The sequence below is a fragment of the Chryseobacterium sp. genome, from assembly GCF_008831505.1.
In the GTDB taxonomy this organism is placed as follows: domain Bacteria; phylum Bacteroidota; class Bacteroidia; order Flavobacteriales; family Weeksellaceae; genus Marnyiella.
On record NZ_CP044507.1, the window covers coordinates 668,759 to 686,466 of the forward strand.

15 protein-coding genes are annotated in these 17,708 nt (G+C 44.9%); 7 read left to right on the forward strand and 8 right to left on the reverse strand.

Annotated features, from left to right (window positions below; all coding sequences use genetic code 11):
- The first annotated feature begins 101 nt into the window (after nucleotides 1-101).
- A complete protein-coding gene (locus F7R58_RS03170) occupies nucleotides 102-1,052 on the forward strand; it encodes a prolyl-tRNA synthetase (RefSeq protein WP_158063511.1) in 951 nt (316 codons plus the stop codon).
- Between the two features lie 22 nt (nucleotides 1,053-1,074).
- Complete coding sequence (locus F7R58_RS03175; protein ID WP_158063512.1) at nucleotides 1,075-2,517, forward strand: OmpP1/FadL family transporter; 1,443 nt, start codon at nucleotides 1,075-1,077, stop codon at nucleotides 2,515-2,517.
- A gap of 56 nt (nucleotides 2,518-2,573) precedes the next feature.
- On the opposite strand, the gene F7R58_RS03180 is transcribed toward F7R58_RS03175, so the two are convergent.
- Together F7R58_RS03180 and F7R58_RS03185 are read right to left on the reverse strand one after the other, a co-directional pair.
- Nucleotides 2,574-3,266 carry a ZIP family metal transporter gene (locus F7R58_RS03180; RefSeq protein WP_410493609.1) on the reverse strand — a complete coding sequence of 231 codons (693 nt, stop codon included), beginning with the start codon at nucleotides 3,264-3,266 and terminating at the stop codon, nucleotides 2,574-2,576.
- On the reverse strand, nucleotides 3,263-4,042 hold the full coding sequence (locus tag F7R58_RS03185) for an SAM-dependent methyltransferase (protein WP_158063513.1): 780 nt from the start codon (nucleotides 4,040-4,042) through the stop codon (nucleotides 3,263-3,265). The genes F7R58_RS03180 and F7R58_RS03185 overlap by 4 nt, the downstream gene beginning before the upstream one ends.
- Nucleotides 4,043-4,158: 116 nt before the next feature.
- Here F7R58_RS03185 and F7R58_RS03190 point away from each other — a divergent pair, with 116 nt between their 5' ends.
- Both F7R58_RS03190 and F7R58_RS03195 read left to right on the forward strand, forming a co-directional pair.
- Entirely contained in the window at nucleotides 4,159-5,331 is a 1,173-nt protein-coding gene (locus F7R58_RS03190; RefSeq protein ID WP_158063514.1) for a class I SAM-dependent RNA methyltransferase, read from the forward strand.
- 3 nt (nucleotides 5,332-5,334) lie between these two features.
- Nucleotides 5,335-6,360 carry a glycosyltransferase gene (locus tag F7R58_RS03195; protein ID WP_410493610.1) on the forward strand — a complete coding sequence of 342 codons (1,026 nt, stop codon included), beginning with the start codon at nucleotides 5,335-5,337 and terminating at the stop codon, nucleotides 6,358-6,360.
- Nucleotides 6,361-6,387: 27 nt separating this feature from the next.
- Here F7R58_RS03195 and F7R58_RS03200 read toward each other — a convergent pair whose 3' ends face one another.
- Nucleotides 6,388-8,460, reverse strand: a complete 2,073-nt coding sequence (locus tag F7R58_RS03200) for a thiamine pyrophosphate-dependent enzyme (protein WP_158065368.1) — start codon at nucleotides 8,458-8,460, stop codon at nucleotides 6,388-6,390.
- A gap of 170 nt (nucleotides 8,461-8,630) precedes the next feature.
- Here F7R58_RS03200 and F7R58_RS03205 point away from each other — a divergent pair, with 170 nt between their 5' ends.
- A complete protein-coding gene (locus F7R58_RS03205) occupies nucleotides 8,631-8,921 on the forward strand; it encodes a hypothetical protein (protein ID WP_158063515.1) in 291 nt (96 codons plus the stop codon).
- A 111-nt stretch (nucleotides 8,922-9,032) separates the two neighbouring features.
- Here the strand turns inward: F7R58_RS03205 and F7R58_RS03210 are convergent, their stop codons facing one another.
- Nucleotides 9,033-10,712, reverse strand: a complete 1,680-nt coding sequence (locus tag F7R58_RS03210) for a peptide MFS transporter (protein ID WP_158063516.1) — start codon at nucleotides 10,710-10,712, stop codon at nucleotides 9,033-9,035.
- A gap of 18 nt (nucleotides 10,713-10,730) precedes the next feature.
- On the reverse strand, nucleotides 10,731-12,857 hold the full coding sequence (locus F7R58_RS03215; protein WP_158063517.1) for a S9 family peptidase: 2,127 nt from the start codon (nucleotides 12,855-12,857) through the stop codon (nucleotides 10,731-10,733).
- Between the two features lie 123 nt (nucleotides 12,858-12,980).
- On the opposite strand from F7R58_RS03215, the gene F7R58_RS03220 reads away from it, so the two are divergent.
- Nucleotides 12,981-13,448 carry a hypothetical protein gene (locus F7R58_RS03220; RefSeq protein ID WP_158063518.1) on the forward strand — a complete coding sequence of 156 codons (468 nt, stop codon included), beginning with the start codon at nucleotides 12,981-12,983 and terminating at the stop codon, nucleotides 13,446-13,448.
- Nucleotides 13,449-13,466: 18 nt separating this feature from the next.
- On the opposite strand, the gene F7R58_RS03225 is transcribed toward F7R58_RS03220, so the two are convergent.
- From F7R58_RS03225 to F7R58_RS03235, 3 genes are all read right to left on the reverse strand, one after another.
- Complete coding sequence (locus F7R58_RS03225; RefSeq protein ID WP_410493611.1) at nucleotides 13,467-14,123, reverse strand: HPP family protein; 657 nt, start codon at nucleotides 14,121-14,123, stop codon at nucleotides 13,467-13,469.
- A gap of 71 nt (nucleotides 14,124-14,194) precedes the next feature.
- Nucleotides 14,195-15,862, reverse strand: coding sequence for an alpha-glucan family phosphorylase (gene glgP, locus F7R58_RS03230; protein WP_158063520.1), 1,668 nt, complete (start codon nucleotides 15,860-15,862; stop codon nucleotides 14,195-14,197).
- An 82-nt stretch (nucleotides 15,863-15,944) separates the two neighbouring features.
- On the reverse strand, nucleotides 15,945-16,736 hold the full coding sequence (locus F7R58_RS03235) for a DUF3667 domain-containing protein (RefSeq protein WP_187695254.1): 792 nt from the start codon (nucleotides 16,734-16,736) through the stop codon (nucleotides 15,945-15,947).
- A gap of 327 nt (nucleotides 16,737-17,063) precedes the next feature.
- On the opposite strand from F7R58_RS03235, the gene F7R58_RS03240 reads away from it, so the two are divergent.
- Nucleotides 17,064-17,633, forward strand: a complete 570-nt coding sequence (locus tag F7R58_RS03240; protein ID WP_158063522.1) for a hypothetical protein — start codon at nucleotides 17,064-17,066, stop codon at nucleotides 17,631-17,633.
- Nucleotides 17,634-17,708 lie beyond the last annotated feature (75 nt).

Consider the following 17,708-nt stretch of genomic DNA (forward strand, 5'->3'; position numbering starts at 1 on the left):
TTTTTCCGAATCTAAAATAAACACGTATATTTACGATATTAATTACGTTTGAGACCGCAAAAGCGGTGCAAAGATATTTAAAATTAAAATTTTTATATGCTATGAAAAAATATATAATTGAAAATCTGACCCGTAGCTTGCGCTCCAATATGGTGCTTGCCGTAGCGGGTGGATTTATATTGATGTCCTGTGGTACACAGATGGGCGGCTACAGTGAAACCGACGGAGTGTATTACGATCCAGCCCGGGACACACTGCCTGAAGGTGTGGTGCTTGATAACCGTGGAAATCAGGTAGGTGAATATTACGATTACACGGACACTCAGATAGTAGAGGATGTGCGTGAGCGCAGCTGGCAGGAGAACAGTAAATATTGGGACGATAACGTATCCGATTCGGACTGGGGCGTTTATGCAGGCTCTGAGACCAATTTCTATCAGGATAATTGGGGCTGGGGGATGCCATTCGGTTTCTACAGTCCTTACTATGGGCATGGTTTTCGTGTAGGAATGTCCTGGGGCTGGGGTTCGCCCTGGGCTTGGTATGACCCGTTCTGGGGTTTCAGCCCATATTCAAACTGGGGATGGTACAACGGTTTTTATCCGTATGGATGGTCCTCTCCGTATTACGGATTTTACAGCCCTTATTATTATGCACCAACCTATCGCTACCAGCGTAGCGGTGCAAACGGAAGGTTATATAACTCCTACCAGGGATCACAGGGTCTTCTGAAGCAGGGTGCCAACAATGGTTTCAGAAACCAGGGTGCGTCGGGCCGTATATCAAATCAGCAACCGGTGAATAACACGCCACGGTTCCGGACACCAACTCAAACCCGCGATATACAGCAAACACAGCCTCGCTCCGTTCCCAGAAACAGACCATATATGAATAATCCGCAAAGTGCTCCGCGGACTTCTGAGCCTCGAATCAGATCCAATGAAAACGGTGGTTTCAGATCAGGTGGCTTTAACAGTGGAAGTTCATCTTCCGGTGGTGGTTTCAGATCGGGTGGCTCTACCGGTGGCGGTATGCGTTCCGGAGGGAGATAAATTTTACTAACAGAGAATAACAATGATAAAAAAATCTTTAGCGGTCTTTACCGTAGCTGCGGCTTTCTTTGCGCAGGCGCAGGATGTCTCTACTTTAAGAAACACAGTAGATGTTTACTCAAACAGTTCGCTGGGCAGTTCGGCCAAATGGAACGCCATGGCAGGTTCGGCTGGAGCACTGGGTGGCGATGCAACCTCGCTTCTGAATAACCCTGCAGGTTTAGGAGTGGCCATCTCAAGTAATATTGGGGGAACGCTGGGGTTAAGCAACTATAAAAACGTTAGCAGTTCCGGGAACCAGTCTACTTCATTCAGTAATACTATGGCGGATCTGACGAATGCGAACGGTGTTGCCTCCTTCCAGTTGCTTACGGAAACTCCCTGGAAGTTTGTTAACCTGGGGGTGAACATCAGCAGCCGTAATCTGGATTCCTACGTCGAAACGCCGGGGAATGCGAACATCATCATTCCAAAAGACCTGGAAGACAGCATGGGCACTCCGCTTGCCGGTAACCTGAGTTTCCTGGGGCATGGCTATGACCGCACGGGGCTGCAGACTAAAATGAGTGTGGGAATTGGGGCTAACTATAATAATTCACTTTTCCTAGGTGCCGGACTAAATTTCCATTCCAGCAATCTGGAGCAGTTTGATACTGCAAGGTTCGGGCTGGATCTGGATAATTCGGTGGCTCAGTATGATAAACAGTACACGCCTTTCAGTGAACTTGGCAGTGGATTTTCGGCCAGTGTAGGTATCATAGGCAAACTGAATAATCAGTTCCGTGTAGGTGCGGCTCTGGAAACACCCACATGGTGGCAGGTTGAACGTGTTTACACAGATTATTTCACAGATGCGGACGGGTATATTTCCTATGAAACCCTGGCGGAAGACAGAACTTTCACTTCACCGCTGAAAGCTACCTTGAGTGCGGCATTTGTTCCCAATAAAAATTTCTCGCTGAATGTTGATTATGGTATTGGTCTAACTAAACCAAAATATAAGGTTCAGGGCCCGGCTGAAACTGAGTTAAATGATTTCTTTGACGATCACAGCACATCGGGTTCAGAAATTAAAGTAGGTGCGGAGTACCGGATTAAAGCTTTAAGGCTGAGAGGTGGTTTTGCACACGCGAGTAATCCTTTTGATGCAGTAACTTTATCTGCATACAATAACAGTGGTGCGATATCCAACCAAACTTTTGATAATCTTATTCTGGGCAGCAGGAACACGGTAGGACTTGGTGCAGGTTATGATTTTAAGTCATTTTACATAGACCTGGCGTACCAGAACATGAATTCCGAATATTCCAATCCTTTCCTTTTCGGGAGTGTTGTTAACGGTTCGCCCCGATATGCGACCGGATATCATTCCGGTAATTTTGATGTCTCTGAAGAAGTGTCGGCGGTTTCCAGCGTGAAGAACAGTCAGAACAACCTTTTCCTTACCCTGGGTTGGAAGTTTTAAGCAGTACACAAGCCATAACATAAATTAAATACTCCGGTTCTGCCGGAGTATTTCTTTTAATGATGGTGGAAACTGTGACCCAGCATCGCAAGTGCAACACCCAGAATGACGAGTCCAATCTTAGACCAGTTCACGTTGTGGTTTCTGTTGCTTTCAAAAATAATCACAGAAGATATATGAAGGAAAATTCCCCCTACCACAGCCATGAAATAGGGTTGCAGTTCCGGATCGAAATAAGCGCCAAAAATCATCCCCAGGGGTGATGCCAGTGCAAACAGGGTAATGACTACCCATGAGTTGCGCGAAAATTTCTTGCTTTTGAACAGAAAGGCTCCCAGAATAAACGAGATGGGCAGATTATGAAATATAATTCCCTGCAGATAGGGCGAAAACATATCGGTTTCATAAGCCAGCGGAAAACCTTCAATAAAAGCATGTACAAACATTCCCAGGATTAGTGCCATCGGCAATATGCCATGCTCTGAATGATGGTGAAAATGTCCGTGCTCAAAGCCTTTTGTAAGGTGTTCCAAAACCATTTGCAGCAGAACGCCGCCAATAACCCAAATTCCGATATTTTCCACATCTGCAGTGTATACGGAGGGGAACACTTCGTTCACGCAGATGGTAATCAGAAAACCTGCGCTCAGAATAAGGAGGTTTTTCGCAAACTTTTCTTTGGTACCGAAGAATTTTCCAAGCAAAAACCCGGTCACTACACTGAGGATGAGCAGTAAGATAATTATCATAATGAGGAGCAGTCCGATTTTTTTCTGAAGACGTTAATGCAGCGCGGAGATGTTTCCGGATCAAAAGGTTCAAGATGGTAATTCCCGTAAACTTTAACCAGCTCAAACCCAAACTCCCTGCCGTAATCTTCTATCTCGGAGGGCTCGTGAAGTTTCACCTTCTCATAGAAATGATGCTTCTTTCCGTTGTCCGTAAAGTTGATGTCTTTAATGACATGCTGATCAACAATCCGTTTATTAATATTGAAATCGATGTGACCTTTGGTCTGAATTTCCTGAGGTACCAGTGTTTTCTTTACCCAGGTTTCATTCAGAAAATCAAGGACAAAATAACCTCCATCATTCAGTGTATTGCAGACCGAACGGAATACCCTGCGGTCGTCATTTTCATCTTCAAAGTAGCCAAAACTGGTAAACAAGTTAAGTACGGCATCCACTTTAGCGGATGAAACGGCCGGGTAAATATCGTCGCGCATATCGTGAACCGCAAACTTAAGTTCGGGCTGCCTGTCACCATTTTCAGGGTGGATTTCGAACTGTTTGTTGTGTAAAATGCTTTCTTTCGAGAGGTCCAGACCCAGCACATCATAACCTGCTTTATTCAGAAAAACGGAGTGGCGTCCTTTGCCGCAACCCAAATCAATGATTTTTGACCCTGCGGGCAACTGCAGTTCTTTAAGCAGTAATGAGATAAAATTTTCCGCTTCTTCAAAATCGCGGTCTTTGTAGAGTATATGATAATAAGGGGTATCAAACCATGTTTCGAACCATGCCATTCTGCAAAAATAACTAAATTTGCACTCGGTAACCACAAAGACCCGGTTTTTTAAGAAAGCATCCGGCAATAAGCATGCATAATGGGTCTGCAATCAGGTGTTACCGCCACGCAATTATGGATACAGAAAATTTACAGATACAGATCAAAACGTTTTTCGGTCTGGAACAGGTGCTTGCCGAAGAGGTGAGGAAATTAGGCGGCAGAAATGTTGAAATAAAGAACCGTGCAGTTAACTGCGAAGGCGACCTGGGATTTCTGTACAAAATAAATTACTCGGCGCGTACGGCGCTTAAAATCATGATTCCGGTGCTTACTTTCAAAGCCTGGGACGAAAACCGTTTCTACGATAAGCTTTTTGACTTTCCGTGGGACGACTTTATGCGTGTAGACCAGACTTTCGCGATTGATACCACGATCTATTCCGACCGTTTCCGCCATTCACAGTTTATGGCGCAGAAGATGAAAGACGCCATTGTAGACAGTTTCAAATTCAAATACAGAAAAAGACCGGATGTAGATGCCCGCGATCCTGATATTAAATTCCATCTTCATATAGACCGCGAACTGGTTACGGTATCCATTGATTCTGCCGGAGATCCGCTGTTCAAGCGCGGTTACCGCCGCGAGCAGGGCGAAGCTCCGATCAACGAAGTGCTTGCATCAGGAATGCTTCAGTTGGCTGGCTGGGACGGTAAAGGGAATTTCCTGGACCCGATGTGTGGTTCCGGTACACTACTTATAGAGGCTGCGATGATCGCTATGGATTTGCCGGCGCAGATTTTCCGTAAAAAATTCTCCTTCCAGAACTGGAAAAATTATGATGATGAATTATTCCAGAAGATCAAGGAGGTCCGTATTGGGCGCATCCGGGAGTTTACCGGAAAAATTGTAGGTTACGACCTGGATCCCGATATGCTGAATGCCGCGCATCTTAATATTGAAGCGGCCGAAATGGAAGATTTAATTGAGGTGAGAAGACAGGATTTCTTTGAATCGAAGAAGGAACTGTTCCCGCTGCTGATGGTATTTAATCCGCCTTATGACGAGAGAATTGAAATCACCGAAGACGATTTCTACAGAAAGATAGGCGATACCTTCAAGAAGAGCTACCCGAATACCCTGGCCTGGTTTATCTCATCTGATCTGGACGCGGCCAAGAAAGTGGGTCTAAGGCCTTCCAGAAAAATAAAACTGTACAACGGCAAGCTGGAATGCCGATTCCTGCAGTTCGAGATGTACGAAGGTACCAAGAAGATCCATAAACTGGCCGGCAACCAACCGGAGTAAATTTTGGCAGCATTGATAAACGTTTCGGTCATCATCGCCATCTACAACCGTAAGGAAGAACTTTACGAGTTGCTGAAATCCCTGTCCCTGCAAATAGATCCCAATTTTGAGGTAGTGATTGTGGATGATGGCTCGCTGCTGGACCTTCGGCCCACGGTTAACCTGTTCGCTGAAAAACTGGATATTAAATTCTTCAGAAAAGATAACTCGGGACCCGGACTTTCCCGCAATTACGGTGCCCGACGTGTAAGTTCCGCGAACGATGAAAATCACTGGCTGGTTTTTGTAGATTCAGACGTCATTGTGGAGAAGGATTATATTGCAAACATTAAAAGCAATGTGATTACCTCCGAATGTGATGCTTTTGGAGGTGCCGATAAGGCGCATAAGGGCTTCAATCTAATGCAAAAGGCTATTTCCTATTCCATGACCTCGGTCTTTACAACAGGCGGAATCCGCGGTTCCAAGAAGGCGGTAAGCCGCTTCCAGCCGCGCAGTTTCAATATGGGTGTGAGGAAGTCAGCCTTTGATAGAGTAGGAGGTTTTTCTGAGATGCGCATCGGCGAAGATCCGGACCTTTCCATGACGCTTTGGGAAAACGGTTTCAAAACTGCTTTTTTTGATGACATTGGTGTGTATCATAAGCGGCGCGTTGACTTTGGTAAATTCTCCAAACAGGTGTATCAGTTTGGCTGTGCCAGACCGATTCTCAATCAGAGGCATCCGGAGTATGTGAAAATATCATTCGCATTTCCGACTTTATTCCTGCTGGGTTATATTTTGGGTTTTATTGAATATTTTATTCTGGGCAAGGGTTTCTTACTCACCATGTACGGTTTGTACACCTTTGTAATATTTTTCCATGCTTTATACAAGACCCGCAACCTCAGCGTAGCCTCTATGGCCATCATTTCTACCTACATCCAGATGTTTTCTTACGGGTATGGATTCCTGAAATCCTGGTTCCTGCTTAATATTTTAAGGATGAAGCCTGAAGAGGCTTTTCCTAGGCATTTTCATAAAAACTAAAAGGGACACCTCGCGGTGTCCTAATTTTTAGTCATTCAGCAGTCTTTCAATTTTCTGCGAAAGTTTATCGGCATTGGGCAGCATTTCCTTCTCAAGCACCAGGTTGATGGGGACAGCCGGCAAATTCAATGAGCCTACGGCCTCAACCGCGGCATCCAGATGTTTGAAACAGTTGTTCGTGATCCTATGCGCAAATGCTTCCGCAGATGAGTTCTGGATTTGCTCTTCGGTAAGGACGATACATTTTCCGTGGAGTTTTACCCTTTCGAATACCAGGTTTTCATCCAGAGGAATAAGAGTTCTAAGGTCGATGATCTCCACACGGCCGGCAAATTTCTTAGCGGCTTCTTTCGCCCAGAAAACGCCCATCCCGTACGTTACAACAACCATTGTCCGGCCTTTTTCAGTTTCTGAAGCGTCGGCTTCAAGCAGGATATTCCCTTTACCTAACGGCAGGATATAGTCCTCATCCGGTTCTAGTGTCTTTGCATCTTCAGTTCCCGGAACCTTGCTCCAGTACAGCCCTTTGTGTTCCAGCATAATCACTGGATTAGGGTCGTAATATGCGGCTTTCAGCAAGCCTTTAAAATCGGCAGCGTTACTTGGATAGGCAATCTTGATTCCTTTGATATTTGCCAAAATGCTCTCCACACTTCCGCTGTGGTAAGGGCCACCTCCGCCATAGGCACCGATAGGTACTCTGATGATATTGCTTACGGGGAACTTGCCCTGCGAAAGATAGCAGGATTTTGATATTTCGGTGATCAACTGGTTGATTCCGGGGTAAATATAATCGGCAAACTGAACTTCTACGATCGGCTTCAGTCCAACGGCACTCATTCCCGCGGTGGATCCGATGATGTATGCTTCCTGGATTGGGGTATTGAAGACACGTTTCTTTCCAAATTTCTGACCCAGCGTCACCGTTTCGCGGAATACGCCGCCAATCCTTTCACCAACGTCCTGGCCGTAAAGAAGTGCTTCCGGATGTTTCCACATCAATTCCTGTATGGCATGTATTGCTGCATCCACCATCACGATTTTCTCGCCGCCTTCAGGTTCACGGATACCGCTTTCTTCTGTAACAGGTGTGGGAGCAAAAACATGGTCTGCTACCGTTTCGGGTTTTGGATCTTCGGCAGCGACGGCTTTCTGGAATGCTTCTTCGGCCTCAATACGTGCCTTTTTTGTAATCTGCTTAAGTACATCCTCCGTAACGCCTTCCTCCAACAGGTAATTTCTGAGGATATCACCCGGATCTTTTGCGCGGTGCTTCACAAGGTCGGCATCGTCACGGTAGAATTCACGCCGTACACCGGAAGTGTGATGACCTATAAGCACAGTTTTTGCGCACACCAGCATGGGTTTACGTTCCGTACGTACGAAATCCACCGCTTCTTTCATCGCTTCATAACTGGCCACGAAGTCGGTTCCGTCTACACGCATTCTGTTAAGACCTACAAATCCGGCCGTAAAATCATAAGCATCTGAAGTACGGGCTTCCTCCTTGGTTACAGAAATTCCCCATTCATTATCCTGCACCAGGAAAATAACAGGAAGCTGATGGAGCGCTGCAAACTGGAAAGCCTCAGAAACTTCGCCTTCCGTAACGGAGTTGTCGCCGAAACTGCACACAACAACCGGATTGTTTTCAAATGTTTTCAGGTTAAATTCCTCAATGTATTTTATTCCCTGAGCTACGCCTGTGGTTGGGATGGCCTGCATACCGGTAGCTGAGCTCTGGTGGATAATCTTTGGTTTATCCTCTTCCAGGCTGGAAGGGTGGGAGTAGTATGAACGTCCGCCGGAAAAAGGATCACCGGCTTTTGCCAGTAACTGAAGCATAAGCCTGTAAGGTTCAAACCCAATTCCCATCAGTATACTTTCGTCACGGTAGTAAGGAGACACCCAATCGTCTTTAGTTAACTGATAGGCCGTGGCCAGCTGTATGGCTTCGTGACCCCGCGAGGTGCTGTGTACGTATTTGGTAATGGTACGGTTTTCCTCGTAAATGTCTGCCATTGCCTTGGCAAGCATCATATGGTTATAGGCTTTAAGCAGAATGTCCTGCGAAATTTTCTCTTTAGTCGTAATCTCCATAGAAAGCAAAGATAAGGATTTTGTTAAAATGATTTTAGAACGGAAATGCAGATGATTTTTACGTTTCACAATTTTCATTTTGATTTATATGATGTTTCGCACCACACCTGATTTAAAAAATATGGTTAGTTCTTTGATATAGCCATTTCAACATTTTAAAATTCATAAGCATGAGATACATTCTTCCATTCACCGTCCTGTTTTTAGCGTCCTGCGAGAGTTCCAACGACAAATGTGACTGTACCCAGCAGCGTTGGGAACGAACTGCAGAGTATCAGGGAACCAGCCAAACTATTGTAGCAGCTACTCCGTGGAGTGGAATGGGCACAGAAGAACCAATTGGCAGTAACGACTGTTCGCTGGACGGTAGCTTAGCGTCGGCAGGTGTACAGACTTCCACTGTACTGCCCAACGGAAATACCCGTAAAGAAGAATACGAATACAGAATTACCTGTTATTAATAAACCATTTCATTGGGTATCTGTCATCTTTTTGAAATCTCACTTATTTCAATGAAAAAGCAATCCGCTTCGGTTACCGAAACGGATTGTTTAATATGAATCTAGGGGCTTTTACTTCACGCCTTTCTCGCGCATAACCTTGTTAAGGTTTTTCAGGATAGCTAATCCCAGGAGTGTCGCTACAAGCAGCAGTCCGAAGTTTACCCAGAAGAAATTGGCTTTATCTTCATAATTGTACCACATACTTGCCAGTACGCCTGAAAGTTTATTTCCGATTGAGGTGGACAGGAAAAAACCTCCCATCATAAGCGCAGTAATCCTTGGGGGAGACAGTTTGGAAACCAAAGAAAGTCCCATAGGCGAAAGGCAGAGTTCACCTACTGTAATAACTCCGTAGGCTGCAATTAGCCACCAGGAGGAAACTTTCTCCAGACCGTTTCCGCCGGCATATACTGCACCTACCATCACAAGACATGAGAGTGCGGAGATAAAAAGACCAAGGACGATCTTGGAGGGTGTGCTTGGTTCTTTGCCACGCCTTCTCAGGAACATGAAAACTCCAACTACAACAGGTGTAAGAACAATAACCCAGAATGGATTTACGGACTGGAACAATTCTGTATTGAAAAGGTAAATGTTCTTATCTGAGGCTGCCTCCAAAGACTGTCGCTGTTCCGGGCTGATATTCCGGAAATAGACATCTTTTCCCATAATGCGCAGTGGCTCACCTGCATCGTCCTTAAGACCTACAAACTGATCGTCATAGGAAGTTACTTCCTGATCTATATATTCTTTATTTTCAACCAGTGAGAAGGCCTTCAGCGGCTCTTCCAGAAATGCCGGAGCGGTACGGTCCGTATAATTCTCTGCCCAGTTGGTCAGGGCGGTACCATTTTGCTTAAAAATTGCCCAGAACATCAAACATACAGCAAAAATGGTAAGCAAAGCCCCAATAGGTCTCTTGTCCTCCTGATTAGCCTTGAAATAAAGGCTCATATAGAAGTAAACCACAGGAATACATGCAAAAAGGAAGGCGTCGTCAGTCTGTTTTCCAAAAATGGTGTCGCCTAAAATCATACCCGGCAAGAACCATCCTATAACTCCGGCGATTACCGCTGGCAAGAATACCTGAAGCAATACGGTGGACAGTTTTGTATCACCCTCCTGCACAGGTTTCATCACATTTGCCTTGCGAACATGTTTCATGCCTACTGTAAACACAAGCAGCCCTACCAGCATTCCTACTCCCGCGGTGATGAATGCTGGTCCCCATCCATATTCGTTACGCATATAGGCAGCCACGAAGTTACAAATCAGCGCTCCGATATTGATCCCCATATAGAAAATATTGTAACCGGCATCTTTGTTGGCGGTATAGGGCTCTTCGGAATACAGATTCCCCAAAAGCGTTGAAATACTGGGTTTAAAGAAGCCGTTTCCAAGGATTACCAGTGCCAGAGAAAGGTAAAACAGGGGTAACTGCTGAAAAAGTCCAATGCCAATATAACCGGCTGCCATCAATATACCGCCAATATAGATCGCCTTTACGTAACCCAGAACCCTGTCCGCCAGAAATCCACCCAGGAATGGCGTTAGGTAGGTCAGCGCTATGAAAGTCCCGAAAATATCGTAGGCATCTTTTGGTAAGAAATTCATACCACCCGTATCCTTGGGGTCAATCATATACAGAACAAAGATTCCGAGAATAAGATAATATCCGAACCTTTCCCACATTTCCGTGAAAAAGAGATAGGGAAGCCCCTTGGGGTGCTTGTTGTTGCTTGTCGCCATATTTAATTTTTAGTTGTTTTATAAATTCTGCAGGATAAAGTCGGTCATTTTCTGGTAGAGCTGCGGTCTTGTATTTCCACCGAAAATGCCATGATTTTTGTCTGGATACGCCATAAATTCAAACTGCTTCTTATTTTGAATCAGTGCCTCAGAGAATTCCAGGGCATTCTGGAAATGAACATTGTCATCCGCCGTTCCGTGGATCAGTAAAAATTTGCCTTTCATCAGTTCAGCATATTCAGTAGGACTGTTTTCGTCATAACCTTTAGGGTTTTCCTGAGGAGTCCTTAAGAATCTTTCGGTGTAAACGGTGTCATAATAGCGCCAGTTGGTTACCGGGGCTACGGCAATACCAACTTTAAATACGTCTGCCCCTTTTGTAAGCGCCAGACTGGCCATATAGCCGCCGAAACTCCATCCAAAAATACCGATTCGGTCTGCATCGATATAGGATTGCCTGCCAAACCATTGTGCAGCGGTGATCTGATCTTCAGTTTCATATTTGCCCAGGTTCAGATAGGTGGATTTTTTGTACTTGGTGCCTTTATAACCTGTTCCACGGCCATCTACACAGGCAACAATATATCCCTGCTGTACGAGATGGTTGAACCAAAGGCCGTTTCCACCGTCCCAGGAATTGCTTACACTTTGGGAGCCGGGTCCGGAATACTGAAACATGAACAGCGGGTATTTCTTGTTTGGGTCAAAGTTTTTTGGCTTCATTACCCAGGCGTTCATCTGGTCACCGGCATTGTTCGGAATGGTGAAGAATTCCCTGGTCACCATATTATCTGCCTGCAGCTTCTGCAGTAGTTGGTTATTGTTCTGCAGTTCCTTCACCGTTTTGCCGTTCCCGTCTTTCAGAATATAAGTAAAAGGACGGGCCGCTGTTGATGAGGTCTCGATGAAGTACTGATAATTTCCGCTGAAATTCGCGCGGTTGTTGCCTTCGGTATTGGAGATGATCGCCGATTTTCCGTTTTGGATGTTAATTTTGGAAACTACCTTGTTGATGCTTCCTTTTTGTGTAGTTTGAACCAGCACCTCCTTAGTTTTAGGGTTATAACCGTAGTAGTCCGTTATCTCCCAGTTTCCTTTGGTTATCTGCTTTTTCAGCTTACCGTCGGGCGTATACCAGTACAGATGGCGGAAACCGTCACGTTCGGAGCCCCAGATAAATGAGTTGTCCTCCAGGAATTCCAGCGTCACATTGTCGGTGTCCACCCACTTCTCATCAGTTTCTGTGAACAGTTTGGTTATCTTTCCTGTTTTGGTATTGACTTTAAGTACATCTGACGCATTTTGAGTCCGTTCGGAGGTAATAAGGATGATCTCATCAGACTTGGCGGTGCGGAAGACATTGGGCAGGTAGTAATTTTTGAATCCAGACAGGTCAAGTGCGGTAACTTTTCCCGAATCCAGTCTGTAAAGCTGTGCGGAAACCGTAGAGTTGGTTTCGCCGGCTTTAGGATATTTGAACCGCATTTCGGAGGGATACAGCTGCTTGTTATAGATTGGGATGTACATTTCGGGTACTGCAGTTTCGTCAGATTTGATGAAAACGATAGCATCCGAGTTTTTAGTCCACTCGTACTGCCGGGCGTGCCCGAATTCCTCTTCATATACCCAGTCGGCCAGACCGTTAAGTATGGAATTTTTTTGTCCGTCTGCAGTGATTTGGGTTATTTTCTGTGAGTTCAGGTCCTGATAGTAAAGATTATTATCTGCGATGAAAGCCACCTTGGTTCCGTCCGGAGAGAAAGTCGGTTCCTGAACGAAGTCTCCATTGTTAAGGCTGATGACTGTACCCGACTTCAGGTCCTTGACATCAAATTTGCCCAGGAATGAATGTCTGTAGATGGGTTCACTTTCCTTCAGCAGTAAGATCTTACTTTCATCATCACTGAAAATATAGGATTCAAAACTGCCGTCAACAATATTTCCTGCTTTCTGTGAGGTTTTGTAGCAATATTTAGCAATTCCAGTGGGTTCAATTACAGCATAGTTTTCGCCGCCTTTCAGCGAAGCTATGCCTGCAATACCGTTGCCCCTGTAATACCCAGAGTAAATTTTATCCAAAGTAATTTCCTGTCCGGAAAGTGCCATTGTACCCAACAGACAGAGCGATATAATGATTTTTCTCATGAAAATTTGATAAGATTTCAAAGATAACAAAATTCTCAATTTGAAGATTTAACTCCGGAAATAAGTTGAGTTTAGCTTAATTTAGTTGTAAATTTACTGTAGTAATCTAACACCTAAGGCATTATGGAAACTTACAATCAGAAAAAACTCAGTAAATACCGGCTGGCTGGTCTTGAGATCACAGTTGGTTTCCCCAGGTACCGCGATGCGGAAAGTTATGCAGTATCACAAGGCGGCGAAGTGGTGGAAGTTGGATTCCTGGACGGCAATGATAATCCCGAAATTACCAATGAAGCAGGGTTAATTGAAAAAAAACTGCATTTTTATGCTGATGCGGGACCTGAATATAAGTTCATACATTCATCTGATCCGGGTTTCAGGCGTTATGCCGACGATCTGCAGCGGTTAAAATCATCTGCTGACCGTATGAGCTTTGAAGAGAAATACATTACAAATGCGGAACTTGAGATTTCGGAGGATCCTATCATTGTTCTGCGCGATAACCGGTTTGAATCGGTGACCTCGCGCGAACGTGCCAAGTATCTTAAACATACCAAGGTATATGAAATTGGAGTTGCACGCAAAATTTAGATAGAAGTAAAAGTGCATTTACCTCCTTCTTATTTGCCGTTTCAGCCTTCTTAGTCTGCGGCCTCTTTTTATTTGTAGGGATTGGGTTCGTACTGGATTAAGAAACCAGTTAAAGGTTCGGGAAAAACGGCCGTCGTTGGGATAGACGCGCTGTGAGGTAATGTTATTTACCAGCAGGGCCACGAGTAAAAGAATAATGACACCGGCCAGCACCGGATACAGTACGTACAGATAACCCATTGCTTTTATCTGTTCCGACCCGCTTACGGCAATAAGTGCGGTAGCACCGCCGGGTGGATGCAGGGTCTTGGTGAACTGCATTCCCAGGATAGACAGCGACACCGCCAATGGTGCGGTAATCCAGAGAATGTCGGGTAGCACCTGTGCAACTGTCACTCCAACCAGGGCACTCACCAGATGGCCTCCAAGCAGATTTCGCGGTTGGGCCAGCGGGCTCTGTATTACTCCGTAGATCAGCACACTGCTGGCACCGAATGACCCTATGAGAAAGAGGTTGTCATGAGCGTTTAGAAAAAAACTCTGTATGGCTGCAATGGTACCGATCCCCACAAAAGAACCCACAAAGGACCACAATTTTTCCCTGTAATCGATCAGCGTTTCTTTGTAGACCACATACCTGCTGATCCTGTAAGAACGTTTAAGCTGTTTTCTCACGATGGCTTCCTCTTCTCATCATAAACTGTAATTGACCCTGGCGTCTCCTGAATATCACCCCGCTCATCCAGTTACGGTTTTGTTTCGTAAATTTTCTTATAATATTCATCAGCCATACGGTCACTGTTAAAGGCGTCTTTCACGTCATCCATGGCTTGCCACTGGATTTGCCTCCATTTTTCGGGATGCTCATAGTAGGTGGGTACGATTTCATTTTCCAGCAGATCATACAGTTTCTGCATATCATAACGGTCCTGTTCATATACACTCATTTCAGTATAGTCTGCCTTGGGAACTACAAATGAGTTCTCACCATGTCGCGCGAATTCCGGAATCCAGCCGTCGTCTGTTGATAAGTTTACCGACGCGTTCATTGCCGCGGTCATTCCGGAAGTCCCGGACGCTTCCCGCGGTACACGAGGATTGTTCAGCCACAGATCTGAACCCTGTTTCATCAGTTTGCTCAGGGCCAGTTCATAACCTGTAAGTACGGCCATATTCTTGAAATATTTACTTTCCTCCACCAGTGTGTTGAACATGGAGATGGCTGAATAATCCATAGGATAGGGTTTTCCGGCCCAAATAATCTGCACAGGATACTTTGGGTGGTTCAGCAGTTTTTCAAATCTTGCTCTGTCGTGCAGCAACAGATCTGCACGCTTATAGCCGGCAAAACGTCTTGCCCAAACAATGGTAAAGACTTCCGGATCAAAAAGTTTTCCGCACTGGTCTGCCACAGTTTTGAACAGCCGTTTTTTTATGTGCTTCTTTCTCAGGTCAAAAAGGCCGTGATCGTTATTTTGCCTGGCATCGTAAAGCGGTTTGTCTGACCAGTACCTGAATTCCTGGGCATTGGTAATGGACGTTATTTCGCAGATTCCCTGATACTTGCCCCACATGGCGCGCGAAACATGACCATGCAACTCGGAAACTCCGTTGGCGATTCTTGCAAGCCTAAGCGCACAAAGTGAATGGTTAAATAACTCAGGATCACTACCTCCCTCTATCTCTTTTACCTTTTCCTTACTGAGACCGGAAAAATAAGACATGTCATAACACATCTGGAAGTTGTGCTTTTCATTACCTGCTTCTTCGGGGGTGTGGGTAGTGAAGACCAACTTTTCCCGAACCTTGCCAAGATCACCACCATATTTTTTCAGCAGGTGAAAAGCAGCGGGCAGTCCGTGTGCTTCATTCAAGTGATAGACATCTCTGTCAAGATTCAGTTCTTCCAGGAGTCGGGCCCCACCTTTACCAAGTAAAATATACTGCGCGATTTTTGTGGATTCGTTGGCATCGTACAGTCTGTGACAGATCGTTTTTGAAAGATGATCGTTTTCCGGCACATCTGTCGAAAGAAAGAATATGGGCGCGGTGTTAAAGATTTCAGGATCCAGATAAAATACTTTAACCCACACCTTGGCCGAATGTATTTCGATCTGGAATTTCAGTTCGGTGTCTGTAAGAAAGGTGTACATTTTCCGCGTCCAAGTGGGCTGAAGGGTTTGGTCGTGATTTCTTGCCTGATCGTAATATCCGAATTTCCACAGGATTCCTATACCAACGAGATTCTGTTTCAGGTTGTACGCACTTCGCATATGGGAGCCTGCAAGAAAACCAAGTCCACCGGAATAGATTTTAAGCGCCTGGTCAATCGCGAACTCCATTGAAAAATAGGCTGTCTTTTTCGAGTATCCGCTGTTTACCTCATACGGTAGTACGTAGTTCTTAAAATCCATAGTTCGGTTCTTTTGTGTAATTAGACCTGCAAATATAAATAATTAATGGAGCCGGCCGCTTTAGAATGCGACTGTACACTGGTTACCATGTCTTAATAAGTTCGGGAAGCAGTCCCGTATATCCGTAACGCAGTAAGCCAATAAATGCCAGGAGGAAGATCGCCAGAATAATATAAATTAAGGCAATGATGTAGGAAAGGAACATGGACCAGAAGGACCGCAAAACGATGTAGCGTTTTTTGGTACCTTGGCAGAACTGAATCAGTGAAGCCGTAATCAGCAGCCAGGAAATAAAATAGAACCAGAATATGCTGATGCCTGCGAGCACTCGAAAAGGTATAAAGAATACATACACAGCCAGTGACTGCGCTGTAAGGAAGAGCAGGATTAACAGCCACTCTGCGTAATTATATTTATATTTCCGGAATCCCAGATAGAATCCAAATGCTGCGGCGGGCAGCATCAGTAGGACGGTAATGGCAAAATGCCCGCCCAGCCAATTGAAAATTTCTCTGAAATATTCAATAAAACCCTGGAAGTCCATATAATCGCCCGCAGAATTCTCGGTAATTTCCGTTGTGATCAGGTCATTGTCCTCAACCTTCGATTTTTCCGGTTTAAGAAGATATTGAATAAGAGAACAAAGAGATCCCAGAATGACCACTAGAAGCAACGGTTTAAAACGCTGCTGCCTTTTGCCGTTCAGATAATCCCTCAGCATATGTCCGGGCCGCGTGAAAAGCTGTTTCAGGGTATAGAAGATACCGCTGTCTACGTGGAAAATTCCGTGCTGAATTTCGTGAATGAGAAAATGAAAATCAATGCGTTGTGTGGCAGTCTTTTGGCCACATTGGTGGCAGAACTTCTGATGCAATAGCAGGTGTTGTCTACAGTTCTTGCATCTTTTTTCAGGTTGGATCATCAGTTTGTTTTTATCAAAATTAATAAAAGTGATGCAACACTGTTGTGATATTTTGATGAATTATGGGATTATAATGAAGATTAATCAGTTATGCATAGGGTCGGAAAGGGTATATTTTGGTGTCATCAGCTCACACCGCCCCGGTCTTGCCTGAAATGCGCCTCATGTCAGGTAGGTGAAATTGACGTGTTGATAAATATCACAACTGATTTAAATCACTAATAATTAAAGTATTATGATATGCTTCAGCTGTAAATTTACATACCTAAACCTGTAGCAATGAAAAGTGCTGAAAAGAGTGTACGCCTGGCAGGAATTCTCCGGCAACTCGCAGACCGCGCCCCACAGGATTTTGAGGAATTCTGTAATATGTTTTTGAATCTCAGTTATGCTGATTTTGATGACTGCTATGGGCTGTCTGACATCAGTGTCAAAACTGAAGAATGCCTCGCGGTTCCGGTTTTCCGTGGTCCCTATATCGCTGAGGTGCTCCTCTGGGGTCCGGACGCTTATACCCCTGTTTTCGATTTCCGCAAATTCAAATTCAGAATTATGGTGCTGCAGGGTGCAATTACAAAAGTGCGCTATCGTAAAAATGAAACCTATTTAGACTATGACGGTGTGGACTCCTGGTTTTGCGGTCAGCGTTTCCAGGTAAACGGTACTTTCGTACAATCCCTTCTGAACAATTTTTATGGAAGGTCTGTCACTCTTAATTTTTATGATACCTCTGAATTTAACCTGTCTGATATACGGGTTTTTGATACTTTACAGAGGAAGGTTTTTCAGTTAAGTGGCGGGTCCTTTTCCTGTCCGTGGTATCAACCCGATGCTTTAACTGCAACCTAGCTGCCTTTTGAGGTGGATCAGGTTGTTAGTGTGAATGTTAGGCTAAATTGACCATTGTGCTGTTTTTGTGAGATA

Bases quoted from the DNA above. Each gene is read 5' to 3' on its own strand.
- glgP (WP_158063520.1), bottom strand. From the start codon at position 15,862: ATGGATTTTAAGAACTACGTACTACCGTATGAGGTAAACAGCGGATAC.
- F7R58_RS03205 (WP_158063515.1), top strand. From the start codon at position 8,631: ATGAGATACATTCTTCCATTCACCGTCCTGTTTTTAGCGTCCTGCGAG.
- F7R58_RS03180 (WP_410493609.1), bottom strand. From the start codon at position 3,266: ATGATAATTATCTTACTGCTCATCCTCAGTGTAGTGACCGGGTTTTTG.
- F7R58_RS03190 (WP_158063514.1), top strand. From the start codon at position 4,159: ATGGATACAGAAAATTTACAGATACAGATCAAAACGTTTTTCGGTCTG.
- F7R58_RS03175 (WP_158063512.1), top strand. From the start codon at position 1,075: ATGATAAAAAAATCTTTAGCGGTCTTTACCGTAGCTGCGGCTTTCTTT.
- F7R58_RS03240 (WP_158063522.1), top strand. From the start codon at position 17,064: ATGAAAAGTGCTGAAAAGAGTGTACGCCTGGCAGGAATTCTCCGGCAA.
- F7R58_RS03220 (WP_158063518.1), top strand. From the start codon at position 12,981: ATGGAAACTTACAATCAGAAAAAACTCAGTAAATACCGGCTGGCTGGT.
- F7R58_RS03170 (WP_158063511.1), top strand. From the start codon at position 102: ATGAAAAAATATATAATTGAAAATCTGACCCGTAGCTTGCGCTCCAAT.
- F7R58_RS03215 (WP_158063517.1), bottom strand. From the start codon at position 12,857: ATGAGAAAAATCATTATATCGCTCTGTCTGTTGGGTACAATGGCACTT.
- F7R58_RS03185 (WP_158063513.1), bottom strand. From the start codon at position 4,042: ATGGCATGGTTCGAAACATGGTTTGATACCCCTTATTATCATATACTC.
- F7R58_RS03210 (WP_158063516.1), bottom strand. From the start codon at position 10,712: ATGGCGACAAGCAACAACAAGCACCCCAAGGGGCTTCCCTATCTCTTT.
- F7R58_RS03200 (WP_158065368.1), bottom strand. From the start codon at position 8,460: ATGGAGATTACGACTAAAGAGAAAATTTCGCAGGACATTCTGCTTAAA.